This window comes from Kribbella sp. NPDC004536, assembly GCF_042873835.1.
GTDB lineage: Bacteria > Actinomycetota > Actinomycetes > Propionibacteriales > Kribbellaceae > Kribbella.
The window spans coordinates 557,804-576,742 of record NZ_JBIALY010000002.1 but is presented as its reverse complement, the minus strand read 5'-3'; the positions used below and the strand labels follow the sequence as shown (position 1 = coordinate 576,742).

Sequence of the window (18,939 nt, the reverse complement as noted above, 5' to 3'; positions counted from 1 at the left end):
GAACCGCAACGTCATATCCGCAGATCAGTCGATATACCAACCTATGACAACGTTGCTCGCTCTGGGTGACGCCTCTAGGCGGAAACGCTTCCAGGCGTCGTCACGCGGTGTGGCGACCGGCCGGTTCCGGTCAGTCGAACACTGCGTCGACCAGAAGTTCGGCGGAACGGTCCGGTTCGTTGAGAACCGCGCGGATCACATGCCGCTGGTCCCACCGGCCGGCAGCCCAGGCGAGGGCCTTCGCCAGTCCGTCGAACGTCGCCGCGTGCGGAGCCCCGTCGGCGTCGACCCACCACGAGACTTCGACGCCGTCCACCGTGAGCTCCTCGTGCTCCCACCAGGTCGCCGGTACCTCGGGGACCAGTTCGCGGACGATCGGTGGTACGTCGGCCGCCGTGCCGGTGCCGTCGATCTTGCCTTCGGCAACTTCTTGGGCGAGCGGTACGTCGAACAGGTCGCTGAGCCCGTCCGCGGTCGCGCCCGACCCGACCACGAACCCACCGAGGTCCCCGCGCTGCACCCACATCGGACCGTCGACCACCACCGCATGGTCCGCGTCCGTGACCCGGGTCCCACCTTCCGGATCAAGTACCCGCACCCGGTCCGGCGCTTCGCCGGGGAACAGCGTGAGCGTCCCGAGCCGGGACCAGAGCCGCAGGACCGCGGCCTCGTCGACGTCCCGCTCCGGGTCGGCAAGCCGATCGAGCACGAGCGCGAGGCCCTCGGCGTCCAGATCCCCGACGTCGCGCACCAGCCCGATCGCCGTTCGAACCTCCGGGTCGAGGGCGGCGGTCCAGCCGGGTGCTTCGTCGAGGAAGGTCGCGAGCACCGGCTCGGCGTCCGGATCCCCTCGGCCGGCGAGCGAGTCGACGTGTTCGCGGATCCACCAGGCGGGGTAGGACGGGACGTCGCGGGGGCGGTCGTCGGGGCCGGTGATGCGGACCTGGGTGACGAGGGCGCGGCGTAGGTCGGGGTCGGAGGCCAGTGTTTGCAGGGCTTTCGGCCAGTCGGTGATCCAGTCGAGGTCGCGGATCACCTCCAGTTCGCCGATCGTCGCACCGTACGGCGAGCCGCCGGGCGCCACGTCGTACACCCAGTCGTCGATCCCGTCGAGGTCCTGAAGAGATTCGGGGAGCTGGTCGAGGACGACGTCGGAGGCAGTGACCACGGCGAGCGTACTCAGGACGGCTTCGAGGGCGGAACGGCCGTAGCGTTCGACGAGGTCGTTCGCGATCGGGGCGACCTCGTCGGGGTCGAGGATCGCGTGTGCGGGTGAGCCTGGGATGACGAGGGCGTTCGCGGGGACCAGTTCGCCGTCGGCGTCGCGCAGTACGAGGTCGGAGAGCCACCAGAGTCCGTCGGCCTGGGCGGGGTCGGCGGCGACCATGCCGAGTACGGCGTGGGCGATCGTGTCCGGGTCGTCCGCGTCGGCGGAATGCTCCACGGCGGTACGTACGGCGCTGTCCTCGAGGAGGGTACGCGGGGTGGCGGGGATCGCGCCGAGCCGTTCGAGGGCTGGGGCGACCGCGTCCGGATGTACGACGCGTACGCCGTACTCGCTGAACGCCGCGAGCGTGTCGAGCGGGATCTCCGGACCGGGCAACAGCAGCCCGCGAGCACCCCGCACCAGCCGTCCATCAGCGAGCGGAACGGGCAGCGTACCCAGCGACTCCCGGAGCATCGGGTCCGTCACCATGTTCGCAAGCGCCAGGTACAGGTCCCGCCACCACGCCGGCGACTTCTCTCCCCCGAGCTGGTCAACCACCTCGGCGAGCTCGATCCGCCTTACCTGCAAGGCATCCAGCGCCTGTCGATCCTCCCGCCGCCCATGAATCAACCCCTGCACAAGCGGCGCCAACACCCCCTCGAACTCCCCATCGGCCCCCTCCATCACCACAGCATCCACGGGCCGCAACAACCCGGCCCCCGACACACCATCCAGGGCACCGGCGTCCACGGCTCGAAGCATGGCAGTGCTGGGCAGGCGGTGCAGAATCTCTTCTCGGAGCATTCGATCCACGGCCCCCGCGGCGAGGCCTGTGGGTACTAGGTGAAGTACGTCATCACCAGCCGCGGCGCGGTCGTGAAGCAGTTCGGCGTACGCGATTGCCGCCTCCTGCACGAGCCGGTCCGTCAGCGGACCCTTCGCCACATGCCGGCGCGTCGAGTCCAGCGGGAAAGTTGCCAACAGCAACGCTGGAAGCGACAGCGGTTCGTCCGTGGGCGTCGGGGCGTGGACGACGGACGGTGGTGTGTGCTCACCACGAGGAAGCGCCCACACGACCGACCAGGTAGGGCGAGAGCGTTCTTCGGTGGGGCGGTCGGCGAAGAGTTGTTCGCGTTCCCCCGGACCGAACACACCGCCGGCGCGCTGAATGTGCCAGCGGGTCACGACGTTCTCGAGGACGCGATGGGTGTCGTCGGTCTCGATCTCGATCCGCTCGAGCCCGGGAAGCGCGAGGAGAAGCGCGTCGTCAGCTTCCGCAAGCAGTCGGCGTACGAGGGCGACCGCGGCCTCGTCCCGCAACGGAAGAATGACCGCGGTGTCGTACCCGGCCGGCGGCTCCCCCTCGGCCTCGAACGGCAGCCGCAGCGCCGGCACGTGCCCGTCCCGTCGCCGCACCTCCGTCTCCAAGGACGGCACCTCCGCGATCGCCGCCGACGTGTCCGCCTTCGAGAACCGCACGCCACCCGTCCGCGACAACACCACCGGCTCGTCCGTCACGGCGAGCACAGCCGAAAACCCCACCCCGAACCGCCCAACCGACGACGGTTGGGGAGGATTTCCGCCCGATCCGGGATCAAAACCCTCCCCGACCCGCTTCGCGGACGCGCGGAGCGTCGCCAGCGACTGCACACCCTCGGCGTCCAGCGGGGCGCCGGTGTTGGCGACCACCAGGGTGTTGTTGCGCAGCTCGTACAGCACCCGCCCCGGCACCCCGGCGCGGGAGGCGGCGTCGGCGGCGTTCTGGGCCAGTTCGATGACGACGCGGTCGGCGTATCCTCCGAGCGCCAGTTCCTCCTCGGCGTTGGCGTCCTCGCGGAAGCGGACCGGGGAGGCTGCCCAAGCAGCGAGGACCTTCTGGCGGAGCTGGGCCGTTCCGAACGCGTCGTCAGTCACGGCGGCAGGCTACTGGAACGGGCAACCCGGGTTCGGTGCGTCCTCGGACAGTGGGCTGCCGGTCGGCAGTACGTACAGGACGTCGAGTACCAACGGCTTGGTCCCGAGGTTCCGGCCGACGTGCACGTGGTCGGATCCGCTCGGCTCCGTGAACGCCGCGCCGGTCCGGTACACCCCGTCCGTCTTGCAGTTGGACCCCGAGTGCGTCAGCGTCCCAGCCTTCACGAACGCGTACAGCGTCCCGTCGTGGAAGTGCCATCCGGTGGTGCCACCTGGCTGGATGGTGATCTCGCGCAGGATGTAGTCGGTCCGCCCGAGCGTGGACTTGGAGATGATCGTCGCGGTCACGCCCGAACTCGGTGTCGCCTCGGCGGCGGACGGAACCAGCCCGACGGCCAGTCCCCCGGCAGCGACGGCGGCGAGTACTCCCCGAGTGAACATGCTCTCCCCTTCGTTCTATGGTGATCCGGTGATCGCATCCGGCAGTCGGTACGTCGCACTCGGCAGCTCGTTCGCGGCCGGGCCGGGGATCAGCCCGATCGTAGATCCGCCGGCGGGTCGTTCGGGCGGCAACTACGCGCACCTGGTCGCAGCCGACCGCGGTCTCGAACTGGTCGACGTGTCGTACTCCGGCGCCACCACCGCGAACCTCATCGACACCGCGCAGAACGAGGCTCCGCCGCAGCTCGAGGCGCTCACCCCGGACACCGCGCTCGTCACGATCACCGTCGGTGGCAACGACCTCGAGTACGTCGGTACGTTCCTGCGCGGGAGTTTCCTCAACACGATCGCGAAACCGGCCACGATCCTCGGCCGCCGGGTCGCGAACCGGATCCGCGCGCGCGTCAGCTACCTCAAGGACGAAGCGTCGTACCAGTCCGTCACCGACGCTCTGACCACCGTCGTCGAGCGCGCCCGGGAACGTTCGCCCGAGGCACGGATCATGCTCGTCGACTACCTGACCCTGGTCGGCCCGGCCACCCGCCCGCGCCTCGACGTACCGCTGAACGAGGAGCAGTTGCCGAGCATCGCGATGATGGCCGACGGACTCGCGGCGTCATTCGCGAAGGCGGCCGCCGCGACCGGTGCGGACCTGATCGCGGCGTCAGCAGCCAGCCGCGACCACGCGATCGGATCAGCCGAACCGTGGACCACCGGCTTCACGATGCTGCCGCCGAACCTCGGCGGCTTCGTCCCGTACCACCCGAACGCCGCGGGGATGCGCGCGGTCGCCGACCTGATCCTGGACGAGCTCGGCCGATGAAGGTGCGCGAGGCAACGGACGCGGACGTCGACGCGGCGGTCGAGACGCTGACGCAGGCCTTGCTCGACTACCCGATGACGCGCGCGTGCCTCGACCCGGACGGGTTCACCGACCGGCTCACGCAGTACCACCGGTTGTTCGTCACCGGCATCGGCCTGCCCCACGGCCGCGTCTGGGTCACCGACGACGTCAGCGCGGTCGCGATCTGGTTACCCCCGAACCTACCGGCCGAAGCCTTCGCCCCACACGCCGCCGAGTTCAAGACGCTCGCAGGCTCAAAAGCAGACCTCACCGCGGAGTACGGCCAGGCGATCGCACTCTTCCATCCCAGAACCCCCACCTGGCTCCTGGCCCTGGCCGCCGTCCACCCGGACCGTCAACGCCAAGGCCTCGGCCACGCAGTCATCAACCCTGGGCTGGCAATGGCCGACGCGGCCAACTCCCCCACCTTCGTAGAAACCCAGGACCCCGCCAACGTGGGCTTCTACGAATCGTTCGGCTTCACCGTCATCGCGGAACTGGAACTTCCTCATAACGGCCCCATGCACTACGCCCTCTACCGCCCAGCCTCCACAGCTTGATCTTGCGGCGCCGGCCCGCCGGAGTGCTGAGGCCGTGCTTGTTCTTCGGGTCGTCGTTGGCGAAGTGGCTCAGCGACACCATCAGGTTCAGGGGTTCCATCGGTCTGTCCTCTCTCGACGCTTACACGGGTACGTCGGAGGAGAGCAGGCGTTCTTGACATCCGGTGGCTACAAATTTTCTCCGGTGCCGACGACGAGCCGGCGGAGCAGGTTGTCGAGGGCGGTTCGGTCCGGGCCGGGAAGTTGATGGATCAGTTCCTCCTCGACCCGGCCGATGTCGCCGATGCTCCGTTCCCACAGCTCGTTCCCCTCCGCTGTGAGCGTGGCGACGACCTTGCGGCGGTCGTCGCGGTCGTGCGTACGTTCGACGTACCCACGGCGCTCGAGCGCGTCCAGCCGGTTCGTCAGCGCGGCCGGGGACATGTTCAGCGCCCGGGCGAGCTGACCGGGCGTCGCTCGGTACGGAGTACCGCCGCGGCGCAGCATGTGCAGCGTCTTGAACTCCCACAGCTGCAGCCCGTACGTCGCCAGCACCGCCTCCCGCCGGCGCTCGAGGTACCGCGTCAGCACCTGCAGGCGCACCGTGATCCCCTCGACGTCGCGGTCGAGGTCGGGCAGCTCTCCGGACCAGAGGTCGATGTGGGTGTCCACAAAATCCTTCACCGGACTAACTTTTCAGTGGCTAAAGGTTAGTTGTCAAATGTTTCGACGTCGAAATACTCTGCACGGCATGAGCCAACTCCCAGCCGCCGCCGTCGCCGACGCAGCCAGCAAACTGATGCTCGCCGGCCACTGGACCGCCGCCACCGCTCTCCTGACCGCAGCTCAGACCGACGATCCCGAAGAGCAGCAGATCCTCGCGCTGGCTCGCGCCACCGTCGCCGTCGACCACGACTTCGGCCAGCAGTCCGACCACGCCACGGCCGCGCTCGCCGCCGTCACCGAGGACTCGTGGGACCTCGCGATGCTGAAGCTCCGCAACGACTACGCGAACGCGCTGTTCAAGTCAGGCGACCGCGACCTGCGCGACCGCGTGCTCGGCCTCATCAAGGACGCCCCTGACGACGCACGGCGCGGTACGGCGAACTTCTGGGCCGGCGCGATCGCCGACAACATCTACGAGCAGCCCACGGACGCCATCGAGCACTACACCCTCGCGCTGGAGCTGGGTGACGAGCTGACGATGGCGCAGGCCCTCCGCCACCTCGGGCACCACTCGCACGCTGCCGGCGATCTGAAGCTCGCGAGAGAACAGTGGGAGCGCTCGACCGAGCTCCTGCAGCAGAACGGTCACCTACGTCCGACGCTCGCCCAGCAGACCCACCTGGCGATCCTGCTCCGCGACGAGGGCGACGAAGCCGGCTCAGCCGCGCTGGCGACCGAGGTGAACCGCTGGGCGCGTCAACTCGGCGTCGGCTTCATCATCCAGCAGACCGAGGAGCTGGTGGTACGGCGAACTCCGCAGGAACACCCGCGCTGAAAGCGACCTGATCCGGCGCCCGCCCGGGCGGCTCCAATCCCACCGAGCGCAGCAGGCTGTCGGCGTCCAGTGTCGTGAGCGTCGCAGCGTGCAGGATCCACGGCGGATGCCGGTTCGGCAGGTACCAGGTCCGCCCGGCGCGGTGTACGTGCAGCCCCCACCGTGCTGTGAGGAAGTCCTCCAACGGCCCGATCCGCAGCCGCTCCCCCATCTCGACTCCAACCGTCGCGGCAGCACCGGAACGTCGCACAGTCGTGCTGTAGTGGTGGTGATTGCCGTCCCGCTGATGGGTCATGCGAGCCCACCGGTACGGCAGCCCGAACACGCTCCGGGCGGTCGCCACCACGGCCAGCCGATCCGCGTCCAGGCTCAGGAACACCACGCCACGCCGACCGGTCTCGTCGACGGAGTACAACCGGATGTTCGTCTCCAGGAACGACCCGAAGTACGGCACCCCCGGCCCGACGGGTAGCCCGGTGTCGACCATCCGGAACGGCACCAGACCCACGTACGTACGACCCTCGAAGGTGTCCGGCCGCGTGCCCGGCGGAAAGAAGTGCGCGACCTCGTCCGGCTCGAAAGCCCAATGGACAAAGGTCAGATCGAGCCACCGCTGCCGCAGGATCCGCGGCCGCGGCAGCACCGGCGCGTCCGGCCAGGTCACTCCGCGCTGGACCGGACCTCGCAGGTCGGCCGGCCATCGTTCAGCTCGCACACGAGGAACCCGCCGGTGCCCGGCTTCCAGGGCATCACCGCGTCGCCTGCGAGCAGCGCGTCCAGCGTCTGCAGTTCCGGGTCCCGCTGCTCGGCGTGATGCCGGTACCCGGCCGCGCCGAGCGCCAACCCGATCGCCATCCCGAGCAGATTCACCTCGGTCGGCTGCTCCGGAACGGTGGTCCCCTCGACCGGCTCCAGCTTGATGCCGTGGTCCGGCACCTCCACGATCCGCGCAACGTACTTCATGAATTCGATCGTAGCGGTCAGTGGCTGTCCGGTACTGCTTCTACCGTCGTTCGTATGGAGTTTCGAGCAGAAGTACCGCAGTCAGAGTTGGACGAGCTGCAGCGCCGGCTGGATGCCGCCCGCTGGCCGGACCAGTTGCCGGACGCGGGTTCGTCGTACGGCGTGGAGCTCGGCCGGCTGCGTGACGTGACCGAGTACTGGCGGACGAAGTACGACTGGCGCCGCTTCGAGAAGCAGCTGAATACGTATCCACAGTTCGTGACCGAGATCGACGGTCAGCGGGTGCACTACGTGCAGACCGGCCACGGCGCACCACTGTTGCTGTTGCACGGTTGGCCGGGCGCCGCGTCCGACTACCTGGAGGTGATTGACGCGCTCGCGCAGGACTTCACCGTCGTCGTACCGACGATGCCCGGGTTCGGGTTCAGTGGGGTGACGACCGCGAGCGGCTGGGGCGTCGACCGGATGGCGCGTGCCTGGATCGCGCTGATGGAGCAGCTCGGCTTCGAGCGGTACGGCGTACACGGGTACGACTGGGGCGCCCGGATCGGGCCTGCCGTCGCGCGGATCGTGCCGGAGCGGGTGATCGGGCTGCACCTCGACGGGTACTTCGTGTTCCCGCAGGGCGAGGAGCTCACCGAGGCGGAGCAACAACGACTCGGCGGGCTGGACCGTTGGCAGAACGAACGATCCGGGTACGCCGCGATCCAGGGCACGCGCCCACAGACGCTCGCGTACTCGTTGCTCGACTCCCCGGTCGGACAGCTCGCCTGGAACCTCGAGTGGTACGACGACTACGGCCACCGGGAAGGTGCCATCAGCAACGACCACATCCTCGACACGGTCACGCTGACCTGGTTGACGCGGACCGCGGGATCCCAGGCGCGGCTGTACCGCGAGGCGCAGTCGGCGTGGGGCGCGCAGGTCTCGTACTGCCCGGTGCGCACGGGGCTCGCGGTGTTCCCGAACGACAGCACGGTCCGCAAGCTCGTCGAGCGCGAGTTCGACGTCGTGCACTACACCGAGTTCGACCACGGCGGGCACTTCGCGGCGCTGGAGGTCCCCGGGCTCGTCGTCGAGGACCTCCGCGCCTTCTTCGCGAAGCTGTAGTTACCGCACGCCGAGCAGGTGCTCCATCGCGAGCTGGTCCAGCTTCTCGAAGCCCAGACCGCGATCGGCCAGCGCATCACGGTCGTACTTCTCGTTGCGGAGCTCGTCCAGGCTCTCGCCCTCGCCCAGCGTCGGCTCGGACAGCTCCGCGACCCGCGCCGCGGCCAGCGCCTCGGCAACCTCCGGGTCAGCCCGGAACGCGAGGGCCTTCTCACGCAGGATGAGGTAGTTCCGCATGCACGCGCGGGCCGTCTCCCAGACGCCTTCCTCGTCCTCGGTGCGCGGCGGCTTGTAGTCGAAGTGGATGTGGCCGTCGTACGCCGGGTACTTTCCGGATCCCTGCAGCGCGTCGACCGTCCAGAACGCGCCGCGCAGGTTCCCGGCCCCGAACCGCAGGTCCTGGTCGAACCGCGGACCGTGCTGCCCGTTGAGGTCGATGTGGTACAGCTTCCCGTGCCACAACGCCTGCGCGATGCCATGCGCGTAGTTCAGGCCGGCCATCTCCTCGTGCCCGACCTCGGGGTTGATGCCGACCAGTTCGGGGTCGGCGAGGTCGTTGATGAAGGCAATGGCATGGCCGATCGACGGCAGCAGGATGTCGCCGCGCGGCTCGTTCGGCTTCGGCTCGAGCGCGAAGCGGATGTCGTACCCCTGCTCGCGGACGTACGCGCAGAGCAGGTCCATCGACTCCTTGTAGCGGTCCAGCGCCGCGCGGACGTCCTTCGAGCCGCCCGACTCGGCGCCCTCCCGGCCGCCCCACAGTACGTAGGTCGTCGCGCCGAGCTCCGCCGCCAGGTCGACGTTGCGCAGTACCTTCGCCAGCGCGTACCGCCGTACCTGCCGGTCGTTCGCGGTGAGGCCGCCGTCCTTGAAGACGGGGTGGCTGAACAGGTCGGTCGTCATCATCTCGACGCCCAGGCCGGTCTCGGCGAGCGCCTTCTTGAACCGCTCGAGCACCTGTTCGCGGGTGCTGTCGTCCGGTACGACGTCCTGGTCGTGGAACGTCACCGCGGCGGCGCCCAGCTCGGCCAGCTTCTCGACCGTGTGCACGGGGTCCATCGCCGGGCGTACCGCCGTACCGAAGACGTCGACGCCCTGCCAGCCGACGGTCCACAGCCCGAAGGAGAACTTGTCGTCCTTGGACGGGGTGTAGTCACTCATCCTGCAATCTCCTGCCATTGACGTGAGTTCGAACTGGCCTCGACCGCGGCCAGCACACGCTGGACCTGCAGCCCGTCGGCGAACGACGGCGCCGGGTCGGTGCCGTCGGCGATCGCCGTGACCAGGTCGACGGCCTGGTGGGTGAACCCGTGCTCGTACCCGAGCAGGTGGCCCGGCGGCCACCACGCGCCGACGTACGGGTGGTCGGGTTCGGTGGCGAGGATGCGGCGGAAGCCCGCCGTCCGCGCGTCGTCTCCTGCGTCGTAGAAGTGCAGGAGGTTCATGTCCTCGAAGTCGAACGCGAGACTTCCGAGGCTGCCGTTGATCTCGATCCGGATCGCGTTCTTCCGCCCGGTCGCGAACCTGGTGGCCTCGAACACGCCCAACGCACCGCCGCGGAACGTCGCCAGGAACACCGCGGCATCGTCGACCGTCACTGGACCTCTTTGCGTTCCGGCGGTGCCGGACAGTCCCGAGTGCTCCGCCGCGACCGGACGCTCCTTCACGAACGTCTCCAGCCGCGCGCTGACCTCGCCGATCGTGTCGCCGGTGATGTACTGCGTCATGTCGACGATGTGCGCGCCGATGTCGCCGAGCGCTCCGGAGCCGGCCTTCGTCTTGTCCAGCCGCCAGGACAGCGGCGCCTCCGGGTCGGCGATCCAGTCCTGCAGGTACTGCGCGCGGACGTGCCGGATCGTCCCGAGCTTGCCTTCGGCAACGAGCTGCCGCGCCAGCGCGATGGCCGGGACCCGGCGGTACGTGAATCCGACCATCGACCGGATCCCCTTGGCCTTCGCCGCCTCCGCCGCGGCGGTCATCGCCTCGGCCTCCTCGACGGTGTTGGCCAGCGGCTTCTCGCACAGTACGTGCTTGCCGGCCTCCAGCGCCGCGATCGCGATCTCCGCGTGGCTGTCGCCCGGCGTACACACATCCACCAGTTGCACGTCGTCGCGGGCGATGAGCTTGCGCCAGTCGGTCTCGGTCGCCTTCCAGCCGAGTTTGGCAGCGGCGGCCTGGAGGGACTCGGCGTTCCGGCCGCACAGGACGTTCATCTGCGGATCGAGCGGCAGGTCGAAGAAGCGCGGCGCGCTCCGCCAGGCCTGCGAGTGGGCCGCGCCCATGAACGCGTAGCCGATCAGGCCGATGCCCAGGTCACTCATCGGCGTCCTCGCTTCGCTCCGGGCGCCGATGAGGCACGAGTCGACTGTATTGAATTGATGACCGCACTTCGTTCGGTCATGACTCTCCTAGCTGTGTCGGGTCGGCGAATACTTGGTCGAGACAGATCTGCGCGCCGCCACGGACGGCTGCGCCGAAGCCCAGGTCGGAGCGGACCACCCGGCAGCCGCCGCCGTCCTGCGCGAGCACACGCTCTCGAAGGGCCTGCTCCAGCGGTTCTTGCAGCCACGGTCCGAGCACGGCGAAGTACCCGCCGAGGACGAGCACCGCCGGGTTCAGGATGTTCACGAGGATCGCTCCCCCGACGCCCAGCCAGCTGCCGACGTCCTTCAACGCTGCGAGGGTCCGTACGTCGCCTGCCTCGGCGCGCTCGACGATCGCCGCCAGCCGGCGCTCGACGTCCAGCGCCGGGTCCCGTACCGGATCGGTGCGATCCGTTGCCTTGCGCAACAGTGCGGTCAGGCCGACGACGGTCTCCCAGCAGCCGGTACGCCCGCAACCACAGGTCTGCCCGGGCGGCGCGACCGGCATGTGGCCGACCTCGCCGCTGTACCCGTGCTCGCCGCGGAGCAGATGGCCGCCGGACACCACGCCGCCACCGACACCGACGGCACCGGTCAGCAGTACGAGGTCGTGCTCGCGCAGTTCGGCGTACGCGGCCAGCGTCGCGAGGTTCGCCTCGTTCTCGACGTGCAGCGGGTAGGTCGGGTCGCCGAGACGCGTACGCATCTCCTTGGCGACGGACAGCTCGCTCCAGCCGAGGTTCGGGGCGAGCTTGAGCTCGCCGGTCTCACCCTCGACCAGACCGGGTACGGCGAGCGTGACGCCGGCCAACTGCCCTCCGCCGGCAGCGACGGCCTGGACGGCTTCTTGTACGAGTACGGCGAACCGGTCGAGTGTCGTACCGGGTCCGAGATGCGCGACGTCCACCGGTACACGCTTCTCGAAGACGACGTTGCCGGTCAGGTCGAGCGCGACCACCGCCAGGTAGTCGACGTTGATCTCGGCGCCGACACCGCAGACGCCGGTGCCGTCGACCTCGACGAGCTGCCCGGGGCGGCCGAGGGCGCGGCTGGAGTCGGCGGAACCTTCGCGGAGCAGGCCGCGCTCGACGAGTTCGGCGACCAGACTGCTGACGGTTGCCTTGTTGAGGCCGGTCTCCTCGGCGATCCGTGCCCGCGAGCGCGGACCGAGGTCGTGGACGTGCCGCAGGACGACGGAGAGGTTGTTGCGGCGCAACGACACGTGATCGGCGGCAACACCCCGGATCACCATCGTTTGCAGCCCTTTCGTCGACTTTGTCTGTTGATCCAACAAACTAAGTTCAGGCACGCCGCTCGTCAAGAGCTCCACACCCGTGAAGTTCTTGCAGCCCTTTGTCGAGATCCGTACCCTCAGGACCTCCGCACTCCTGCCCACAACGAGTCTCATCCGGCACATCCGCGCCACCACCGCCACAGCTCCGCCCGACCGTCCGCGTCCACCGTCGCCACCGCCCGTGAGCTGGCAGGACTTCCCCGACTCACGTCGACGTACCCGAATCTCGGCAACGGTCAGGAGACGGCACCACCCCGGCGCTCGCAACGCGAACCGAGCGAGCCACCAGGCCGTCGGCGTGGGACACCGGGCTCGCGCCTGTTCTCGTCGTACGACCCGTCGACACGCACGTCCAGCGGATGCAGCCGAACGGCTGCGCCACCGCCGCACCGCGGCGCTTCAACCCGACCAGCGGCCGCGACGGGGGACGCGGACGGCAGATCGGACTGCAGATCGGACTGCGGAACGGACTGCGGAGCGGACGGCGGACGGCAGACCACGTCTGCAACCACGCCAGTCCGCAGATCACGTCTGCAACCACGCCAGTCCGCAGACCACGAGGGCAACCAGACCTCCGGGACCTCCGGGACCGCCGGGACCTCCGGGACCGCCGGGACCGCCGGGACCGCCGGGACCTCCGGGACCTCCGGGACCGTCAAGACCGCCGAGGGCTCCGGTGACGCCTGGCCGGCTCGAGCGTCCGCGCCCTCGACGACGGCGCGCTCGTCGGACTACTACCTCCGGCTCATCATCGGCGGCGGCTGCACGTTCAAGCGCCAGACCCCTCAGACTGCCGTACGTCCGACGGCACCGCGTGGCTCCTAGAAGAGTTCCATGCTGTCGGCGGTTGCGGTGATGACCGGGTTGTCGAAGTACAGGCGGCAGGCGATCGCGTGGCCGGCGCAGGTGAGGAGTGACGGCCCGGCTGCGTCGACGACCCGGTACCCGACCGGGTGTTCGCAGCGTTCGACCTCGCCGACGTTCTCGCGGCCGCAGCCCAGTACGTGGCAGGTGACGGCATCGCCGATGTTCATCAGCGTCAGGCCGTGCTCGGGGCAGACGCCCCAGCCGACACCACACGCCTGGCCCTCGTTCGCGGCCAACCGGACCAGCTTGCCGGCGGTGACCTCCAGCTTGCTCGCCAGGTCCCGGAACGTGGTCGCAGCCTGGTCGAGCTCGCGCCGGAAGCGCCGCAGTTCGACGGACTCGGGCATGTTCTGGGTCGCCGCGTGCAGGTCCTCGGCGAGCGTCATCGCGGCGACCGCGATCTCGTCCACCCGGACCGGGGTGTTGAACTGGCGCAGCGTCGTACCGCTCGGATCCCGCGGACGATCGCGAACCTCGGACAGCCACTCCGACTTCGGCACCTGGACCTCGGCGATCTGTTGCCCGGACCGCCACTCGGTTGGTGCTCCGAGGTTAGCGGCTGGTTGCGGAGCGTGACCGTTGCCGGCCCCGTTCGTACCCGCGGTCCCGTTCACCGGGATCCGGTTGTCCTCCGCAGTCCGCCCGTTCATACAGCCTCACTCGTCCCAGTCCCCTGTGGTGCCTCGGTGGCCGATCGTGCCATGTGTCCGGTACCCAGGACCAGAGCAAAACCGATGGTGTCACCCACCGTTCCCCCGGTCTTGCGGACAGCAACAATCAACCCCCGGACAACGAAAGACTTCCCCACCAGAGGGCTACCGAATCACACCGTTCGGGTTACCCAACGCGATCTTTGCATTTCCCAACGGACGGTCGTCACGCCGTTGCTGACAGGTGCTCCGCGATTCGGATGCGGGCAGTGACACGCCGAGTCCGATAGGCCCGCACGCACTTCCGTGAGCACCGAGCCCCGCCCTGCGCGGATGTCCCTCCGCGCCACCGGGCGCCGACTCAACTTCGATCGCCTCGACCACCTCGATCACCTCGCACGCGTCGCCCAGCTACGCACGCAGCGTCACGAACCTCCCGCACCACCGCCATCCGGCCGCGACCGAACCGCACCGCGAGAACGCGCACCCGTCGTCCCGGGTCCGTTGCTCGATCTTGTCGAGTTCTTGCTCCTCCTTGCGAACTCATGGGTCGTAATGCTGTATCGAGCCTCCTTTGGACAGGTCGACCAGGGTGTGCGCAAGCGACCGAGCATCGGCCACGACCTCGTCGAGGTCCATGCTCGTCAGGCGGTGGTCACGTACGACGACCTGCCCGGCGACGAGGACCGTAACGACGTCGGTGGCTCTGACCGAGTACACGAGCGCGGCCCGTGGATCGTGGAGCGGTTGGTTGTGCGGCGCGTTGAGGTCGACGAGCACCACGTCGGCTTGGTGGCCTGGTTCGAGTACGCCGACCTTGCCGGTGAGACCTGCCGCGGCGGCGCTGCCTCTCATCGCAAGGCGGAGCGTGTCGTCCACGGTCATCCACTCGGCGTCTTGTTCGCGTTGCTTCTGGGTGAGGGCAACCATGCGAATCGCTTCCCAGACGTCGAGGGTGTTGTGTACGGCGGCTCCATCCGTACCGACGCCCACGCTGACGCCTGCGGTCATGAGGCCCTTGATCGGTGTGACCTCGCCCATCGCAAGCTTGAGGTACACCTTCGGGCACGACGCCACCGCGGTACGACCGGCGTACCGCCCCAGGATCGGGAGATCCTCCGGCCGAATCCCGCAACCGTGCGCGATCAGTGCACCGGCGTCGAGCACCCCGGTCCGCTCGAGCACCTGGATCGGCGTGACCCCGTACTTGTCGAGCGAGGCCTGCGTCTGGTCGTCGGTCTCGGCCGCATGCAGGTGGATCCGGAACCCCTCGTCCCGCGCGACCTCCGCCGTACGCCGCAGGTCGTCGTCGTTCACGGTGTAGGTCGCGTGTGGCCCGAGACTCGCGGTGATCCTTGGATGCAACTCTCCAAGCTCACGGGTCACGTCGAAGGCGGCCTGCATCTCCTTGTTCGTGGAGCCTGTAGCGTCCGTCGCGGAGAAGAAGGTCGGCGCGAGATTCGCCCGGATGCCGGACTCGATTGCGGCGGCAGCGATCTGGTCGGCGTGAAAGTAGTGATCGACGAACGTGGTGACGCCGCCGAGCAGCATCTCCGCACAGGCCAACCGTGCGCCGACCCGTACCCGCTCCGGCGTCAGGTTCATCTCCATCGGCCAGATCCGCTGGTTGAACCAGTCCTCGATCGCGAGATCCTCCGCCGCTCCGCGCATCATCACCATCGGACTGTGCGTATGCGAGTTCACCAGCCCCGGCACCGCCAGCAACCCGGGCCCGTCGATCACCGCATCCTCCGGGCCGGCTGCGTCCGTGGGAGTGATGGCAACGATCAGATCGTCCTGCACGTGGACGTCCTGCGCGTCGTCGATACGGCACTCCCCCTGCTCGGGAACCACCAGGACGGAGACGTTACGGATCAACAGTCGCGGCATTCGTCCTCCTGACTGAGTTGTGTACGGCAGTCTGGTTGATCCGTGGGTCCACCCGATGCGTGCCCTCCGGGTCGACGCGGAAGGTGAAGCCGTGGGGTGTGGTCCATTCGAGCGTCCTGTCGTTGATGCGGTGGACGGTCCAGCCGCGGGCGTGGGTCTTCACCCGGTGGCCGAAGCGGCCGAGCGGTGCGAGGTTGGTGGTGCTGGTCTGCCCGGGTGGGCCGAGTGGGTCGTAGGGCTGGATGTGGTCGAGGTCGATGGTGTTCGTGGTCTCGCGGGTGCCGTACGGGAAGAGCTCCACCGGATGGATCAGCTTGACGCGTTCGCGGATGCGCATCGGGATCTCGTAGGCGTTGACGCTCACGGCGTCGTTGAGGTCGATGACGGGTTTGACGACGTACGGTCCATGGCCGACAAGCTCGGTCAGCTGCGCCGCGAGGAGAGGGCCAATGCCCTCGACCCGCAGCACACCGCTGCCACTGGCGAGCGTGTGATCGGTCAGATGCACAACAACCTCGGTCTTCCCCGGACGTACCTGTCCCTTGCTCCGCGATACCAGGTCCGCCGCACCAGGCCTGCCCTGGCTACTCGAGCAGCCCGGTTCAGGTGGATCTGCCGCGTCGGTCGAGCCGACTGGGTTGCCGCGGTTGTTCGTCTTCCTCGAGTTGTCCAGGCTGTGCGGGTTGCCAAGATTCCGCGAGCTGCCCAGGTTCCGCGGGTCGTCCAGGCTCGGCGAGTCCTCCACGTTCCGCGAACTGCGCACGTTCTGCGAGTTGTTCAGGTTAGCGGGATCCGTCTTGCTGCACGGACGGTCGAGATAGCTCGGGTTGGCGTAGGCGTTCTGCTTGATCTGCGCGAGCACGGCATTCAGTGCACGGAGGGCGACACCGTCCATCGGCGCACCTTCATCAGATGCGTCGATCGGATGCGAATCCTGGTCCAGAGCACAGTTGTCGAACGGATCGGCCAGCGGATCCGGGTCTTCCGGCCCAGCAGCCTCGAGCCACAGATCATCCGGCGGCCCCAATGGTTCCAGCACGCCAGCCCAATCATCCCTGCCCACGAGATCGGTCCCGACGGGCTCAGCCCCGTTGGATGCAGACCCGTTGGAAGGAGACCCGTTGGAAGGAGACCCGTTGGAAGGAGACTCCGTCGCACGCGACTCGATGCGGCGCCCTTCCTTGGGCCGCGCCCCAGACGGCCGCGCCCCAGAGAGCCGTGACTCAGTGGGCCACGGCTCGGAGGGCCGTGACTCGGTGCCGCGCCGTTCGGTGGACCGTGTGTCGGTGGGGCGTCCTTCGGTGACAGCGGGCTGGTTGCGAGCGGGCCTGGTGGGAGCGGGTTCGCTGTGTGCGGGTTCGCTGTGTGCGGGTTCGCTGTGTGCGGGCTCGGTGGGGGCGGACTGGGTCGGGGTGGGTTGGGTGGGGGTTTGGGCGGCTTGGGTGAGGAGTTCTTGGGTGAAGCGGGGGTCGGGGAGGATACCTACGGCTTCGGCTCGGCGGTGTTGGATCGGGCGGGTGTCACCCAGCATCTTCAGGGCCTCGGCGATGTCGGCGATGGCTGTGTCGTGGCGATGGACCGCGGCAGCGGGGGCCTTGATGTAAATGGTCTTGTTGCCGTGCTTGTCACCGCGGCCCACGAACACACCCCGCTCGTCCGCCGCCTCCGCGGCCTCGTCGGCGGCACGCTGAGGATCGGCATACTTCTTGGCGGCGTCTGCGATCTTGCCCAGGCGGTGCGGCGAGACCGTGTCGATGATCGCGGCGACCCGGCGGTCGACGTACTCCGCCGCGGCGTGATCGAGCTTGGTGCAGGCCCGCACGATCTGACGAGCCTTCCACGCGGTGGCCTCGCCGGCCCGGATCCGGGCCCAGGTGAGCGGGAAGCGATGGCGCAGGGCGAGCGCGTCGGCGATCAGGTCGCGGCCGACGCCGGGAGATACCCCGATCACGACCGCGAATTCGGCGATCGCGAACTCCGCGATCTCGGGGCAGCCTTCACCGCCCAGGACGATGGCGCGTTCACGGCCGTCGTGGGCGTTGTGGGTGGGGCGGGACGGGGAGGTCGAGGGGTGGAAGCGGTCGGCGTAGATCTGGGCGCACTCGAGCAGGTCGGCGTCGGCCTCGTTCGCGACCGCGCGGCGACCGGCGGCCCGCTCCAGCAGGGCGCGGGTGGCGAGTGCATTCAGATCCATCTCGAACATGTGTTCGACTCTACGTGATCGCGGATCGGAAACCAAACCCGGGACAGGCCGAATCCCCTTGTCCACAAGGGAAAACATCACACTCCACGTGCGCCCGAACCGGATATACAGCCCTGCAGACAGAGGCGGTTGGCGAGCTGGGAGATAAATCGTTGCTAGAAGCAACTTCAATTCCAACCGGCCGCCCGAGGGTTGCGCGACGGCGCCCGACGAAGCTTCGAGCCAGCCAGAGATCTGTGCGGGGAGGCGGTGGGCGCCGGGCCTAGCGGGGCTCGACCAAGGCGAGCCTCGCAGGTGCCGGAGCGAGCCCCGCCAGGTGGGCCGGGCGGGACTGGAAGAGGACGGGCGAGACTGGACGAGGGCTCGGTGGCGGGGCTGAGTGAGAAGGGCGGACGAAAGCCGGGGCCAGGAGCAGGCGACAGGCGTGGGTCTGCGGCGCGGGTGTTCCCGAGCGAGTGTGCAGGCGCGGGCGTCGACGATGAGATTGAGGTCGGACGCAAGCGGAGTAGGACGGGCATGGCCGAGCTATCAGCCGAGCCGAGCGAAGCGGGCTGGAAGCTCGGAAGCCCCGACACGAGCGGACACTGCAGGCGGGGCTGGGGGGCGGCGGGCTGGCTGGGCAGTGCCGGCAAGCGCGGTGGGCAGGAGTAGAGCGCAGCAGGGCGGACAGGCCGAGCGCGGTGTCGGAGCGCGGTGTCGGAGCGCGGTGTCGGAGCGCGGTGTCGGAGCGCGGCAGCGCAGCGGGCCCGGCGGGAGTTCCACGCGGTGGGCGGGGCGGCGTCAGGCTGGAAGGGCGGCGCGCGGTATAGCCCGGCGCGGCGCGCAGTGCGGATGGAGGCCGGGGAGGCGCGGCCGGTCGACAGTGCCGGCACGTCGAGACCTGCTCGGCCGGGCCGTTAAAGGCCCCGTAGGGGGCGCACGCCCGGGCCGGGTCAGGCAGGCCGGATTGGTCAGGCCGGCCGAGTCGGGACAGCCAGATCGAGTTGGGCCAGACGTCGGGTTGGGTCACGCGGGCCGGGCCGGGCCGGGTCAGGCAGGCCGGGTCGGTCAGGCAGGACGGGTCGGTCAGGCAGGACGGGTCGGTCAGGCAGGACGGGTCGGTCAGGCAGGACGGGTCGGTCAGGCAGGACGGGTCGGTCAGGCAGGACGGGTC

At 68.9% G+C, this 18,939-nt stretch carries 15 protein-coding genes; 4 read left to right on the top strand and 11 right to left on the bottom strand.

Annotation, left to right across the window (positions count from 1 at the left end):
• Window positions 1–130 precede the first annotated feature (130 nt).
• Both ACFYRU_RS17610 and ACFYRU_RS17605 read right to left on the bottom strand, forming a co-directional pair.
• A complete protein-coding gene (locus ACFYRU_RS17610; protein ID WP_387659569.1) occupies window positions 131–3,121 on the bottom strand; it encodes a sacsin N-terminal ATP-binding-like domain-containing protein in 2,991 nt (996 codons plus the stop codon).
• Window positions 3,122–3,130: 9 nt separating this feature from the next.
• Window positions 3,131–3,562 (bottom strand): cupin domain-containing protein, encoded by a 432-nt coding sequence (locus ACFYRU_RS17605; protein WP_387659566.1) that lies wholly within the window; start codon window positions 3,560–3,562, stop codon window positions 3,131–3,133.
• A 28-nt stretch (window positions 3,563–3,590) separates the two neighbouring features.
• On the opposite strand from ACFYRU_RS17605, the gene ACFYRU_RS17600 reads away from it, so the two are divergent.
• Together ACFYRU_RS17600 and ACFYRU_RS17595 are read left to right on the top strand one after the other, a co-directional pair.
• Complete coding sequence (locus ACFYRU_RS17600; RefSeq protein ID WP_387659563.1) at window positions 3,591–4,385, top strand: SGNH/GDSL hydrolase family protein; 795 nt, start codon at window positions 3,591–3,593, stop codon at window positions 4,383–4,385.
• Window positions 4,382–4,966, top strand: a complete 585-nt coding sequence (locus ACFYRU_RS17595) for a GNAT family N-acetyltransferase (protein ID WP_387659561.1) — start codon at window positions 4,382–4,384, stop codon at window positions 4,964–4,966. Before ACFYRU_RS17600 ends, ACFYRU_RS17595 begins: the two co-directional genes overlap by 4 nt.
• 168 nt (window positions 4,967–5,134) lie before the next feature.
• On the opposite strand, the gene ACFYRU_RS17590 is transcribed toward ACFYRU_RS17595, so the two are convergent.
• A complete protein-coding gene (locus ACFYRU_RS17590) occupies window positions 5,135–5,629 on the bottom strand; it encodes a MarR family winged helix-turn-helix transcriptional regulator (RefSeq protein WP_387659558.1) in 495 nt (164 codons plus the stop codon).
• 67 nt (window positions 5,630–5,696) lie between these two features.
• Between ACFYRU_RS17590 and ACFYRU_RS17585 the strand changes: the two genes are divergently transcribed.
• Window positions 5,697–6,446, top strand: a complete 750-nt coding sequence (locus tag ACFYRU_RS17585; protein ID WP_387659556.1) for a hypothetical protein — start codon at window positions 5,697–5,699, stop codon at window positions 6,444–6,446.
• Here the strand turns inward: ACFYRU_RS17585 and ACFYRU_RS17580 are convergent.
• Together ACFYRU_RS17580 and ACFYRU_RS17575 are read right to left on the bottom strand one after the other, a co-directional pair.
• A complete protein-coding gene (locus ACFYRU_RS17580; RefSeq protein ID WP_387659553.1) occupies window positions 6,388–7,161 on the bottom strand; it encodes a YqjF family protein in 774 nt (257 codons plus the stop codon). The genes ACFYRU_RS17585 and ACFYRU_RS17580 overlap by 59 nt on opposite strands.
• Window positions 7,107–7,409, bottom strand: a complete 303-nt coding sequence (locus tag ACFYRU_RS17575) for a hypothetical protein (RefSeq protein ID WP_387659550.1) — start codon at window positions 7,407–7,409, stop codon at window positions 7,107–7,109. The genes ACFYRU_RS17580 and ACFYRU_RS17575 overlap by 55 nt, the downstream gene beginning before the upstream one ends.
• Before the next feature lie 54 nt (window positions 7,410–7,463).
• On the opposite strand from ACFYRU_RS17575, the gene ACFYRU_RS17570 reads away from it, so the two are divergent.
• Window positions 7,464–8,519, top strand: coding sequence for an epoxide hydrolase family protein (locus ACFYRU_RS17570; RefSeq protein ID WP_387659547.1), 1,056 nt, complete (start codon window positions 7,464–7,466; stop codon window positions 8,517–8,519).
• Here the strand turns inward: ACFYRU_RS17570 and xylA are convergent, their stop codons facing one another.
• The 6 genes from xylA to ACFYRU_RS17540 form a co-directional block, all read right to left on the bottom strand.
• Window positions 8,520–9,680, bottom strand: coding sequence for a xylose isomerase (gene xylA, locus ACFYRU_RS17565; RefSeq protein WP_387659544.1), 1,161 nt, complete (start codon window positions 9,678–9,680; stop codon window positions 8,520–8,522).
• On the bottom strand, window positions 9,677–10,840 hold the full coding sequence (locus ACFYRU_RS17560; protein WP_387659541.1) for a Gfo/Idh/MocA family protein: 1,164 nt from the start codon (window positions 10,838–10,840) through the stop codon (window positions 9,677–9,679). The genes xylA and ACFYRU_RS17560 overlap by 4 nt, the downstream gene beginning before the upstream one ends.
• A 76-nt stretch (window positions 10,841–10,916) precedes the next feature.
• A complete protein-coding gene (locus ACFYRU_RS17555) occupies window positions 10,917–12,134 on the bottom strand; it encodes an ROK family protein (RefSeq protein WP_387659540.1) in 1,218 nt (405 codons plus the stop codon).
• A gap of 863 nt (window positions 12,135–12,997) precedes the next feature.
• Window positions 12,998–13,693 (bottom strand): hypothetical protein, encoded by a 696-nt coding sequence (locus ACFYRU_RS17550; protein ID WP_387659537.1) that lies wholly within the window; start codon window positions 13,691–13,693, stop codon window positions 12,998–13,000.
• Between the two features lie 543 nt (window positions 13,694–14,236).
• Window positions 14,237–15,583, bottom strand: coding sequence for an amidohydrolase (locus ACFYRU_RS17545; protein WP_387659536.1), 1,347 nt, complete (start codon window positions 15,581–15,583; stop codon window positions 14,237–14,239).
• On the bottom strand, window positions 15,561–17,786 hold the full coding sequence (locus tag ACFYRU_RS17540; RefSeq protein WP_387659533.1) for a DUF222 domain-containing protein: 2,226 nt from the start codon (window positions 17,784–17,786) through the stop codon (window positions 15,561–15,563). The genes ACFYRU_RS17545 and ACFYRU_RS17540 overlap by 23 nt, the downstream gene beginning before the upstream one ends.
• Between the last annotated feature and the right edge of the window lie 1,153 nt (window positions 17,787–18,939).

Bases quoted from the DNA above. Each gene is read 5' to 3' on its own strand.
- ACFYRU_RS17605 (WP_387659566.1), bottom strand. From the start codon at position 3,562: ATGTTCACTCGGGGAGTACTCGCCGCCGTCGCTGCCGGGGGACTGGCC.
- ACFYRU_RS17595 (WP_387659561.1), top strand. From the start codon at position 4,382: ATGAAGGTGCGCGAGGCAACGGACGCGGACGTCGACGCGGCGGTCGAG.
- ACFYRU_RS17585 (WP_387659556.1), top strand. From the start codon at position 5,697: ATGAGCCAACTCCCAGCCGCCGCCGTCGCCGACGCAGCCAGCAAACTG.
- ACFYRU_RS17575 (WP_387659550.1), bottom strand. From the start codon at position 7,409: ATGAAGTACGTTGCGCGGATCGTGGAGGTGCCGGACCACGGCATCAAG.
- ACFYRU_RS17570 (WP_387659547.1), top strand. From the start codon at position 7,464: ATGGAGTTTCGAGCAGAAGTACCGCAGTCAGAGTTGGACGAGCTGCAG.
- xylA (WP_387659544.1), bottom strand. From the start codon at position 9,680: ATGAGTGACTACACCCCGTCCAAGGACGACAAGTTCTCCTTCGGGCTG.
- ACFYRU_RS17560 (WP_387659541.1), bottom strand. From the start codon at position 10,840: ATGAGTGACCTGGGCATCGGCCTGATCGGCTACGCGTTCATGGGCGCG.
- ACFYRU_RS17555 (WP_387659540.1), bottom strand. From the start codon at position 12,134: ATGGTGATCCGGGGTGTTGCCGCCGATCACGTGTCGTTGCGCCGCAAC.
- ACFYRU_RS17550 (WP_387659537.1), bottom strand. From the start codon at position 13,693: ATGAACGGGCGGACTGCGGAGGACAACCGGATCCCGGTGAACGGGACC.
- ACFYRU_RS17545 (WP_387659536.1), bottom strand. From the start codon at position 15,583: ATGCCGCGACTGTTGATCCGTAACGTCTCCGTCCTGGTGGTTCCCGAG.
- ACFYRU_RS17540 (WP_387659533.1), bottom strand. From the start codon at position 17,786: ATGTTCGAGATGGATCTGAATGCACTCGCCACCCGCGCCCTGCTGGAG.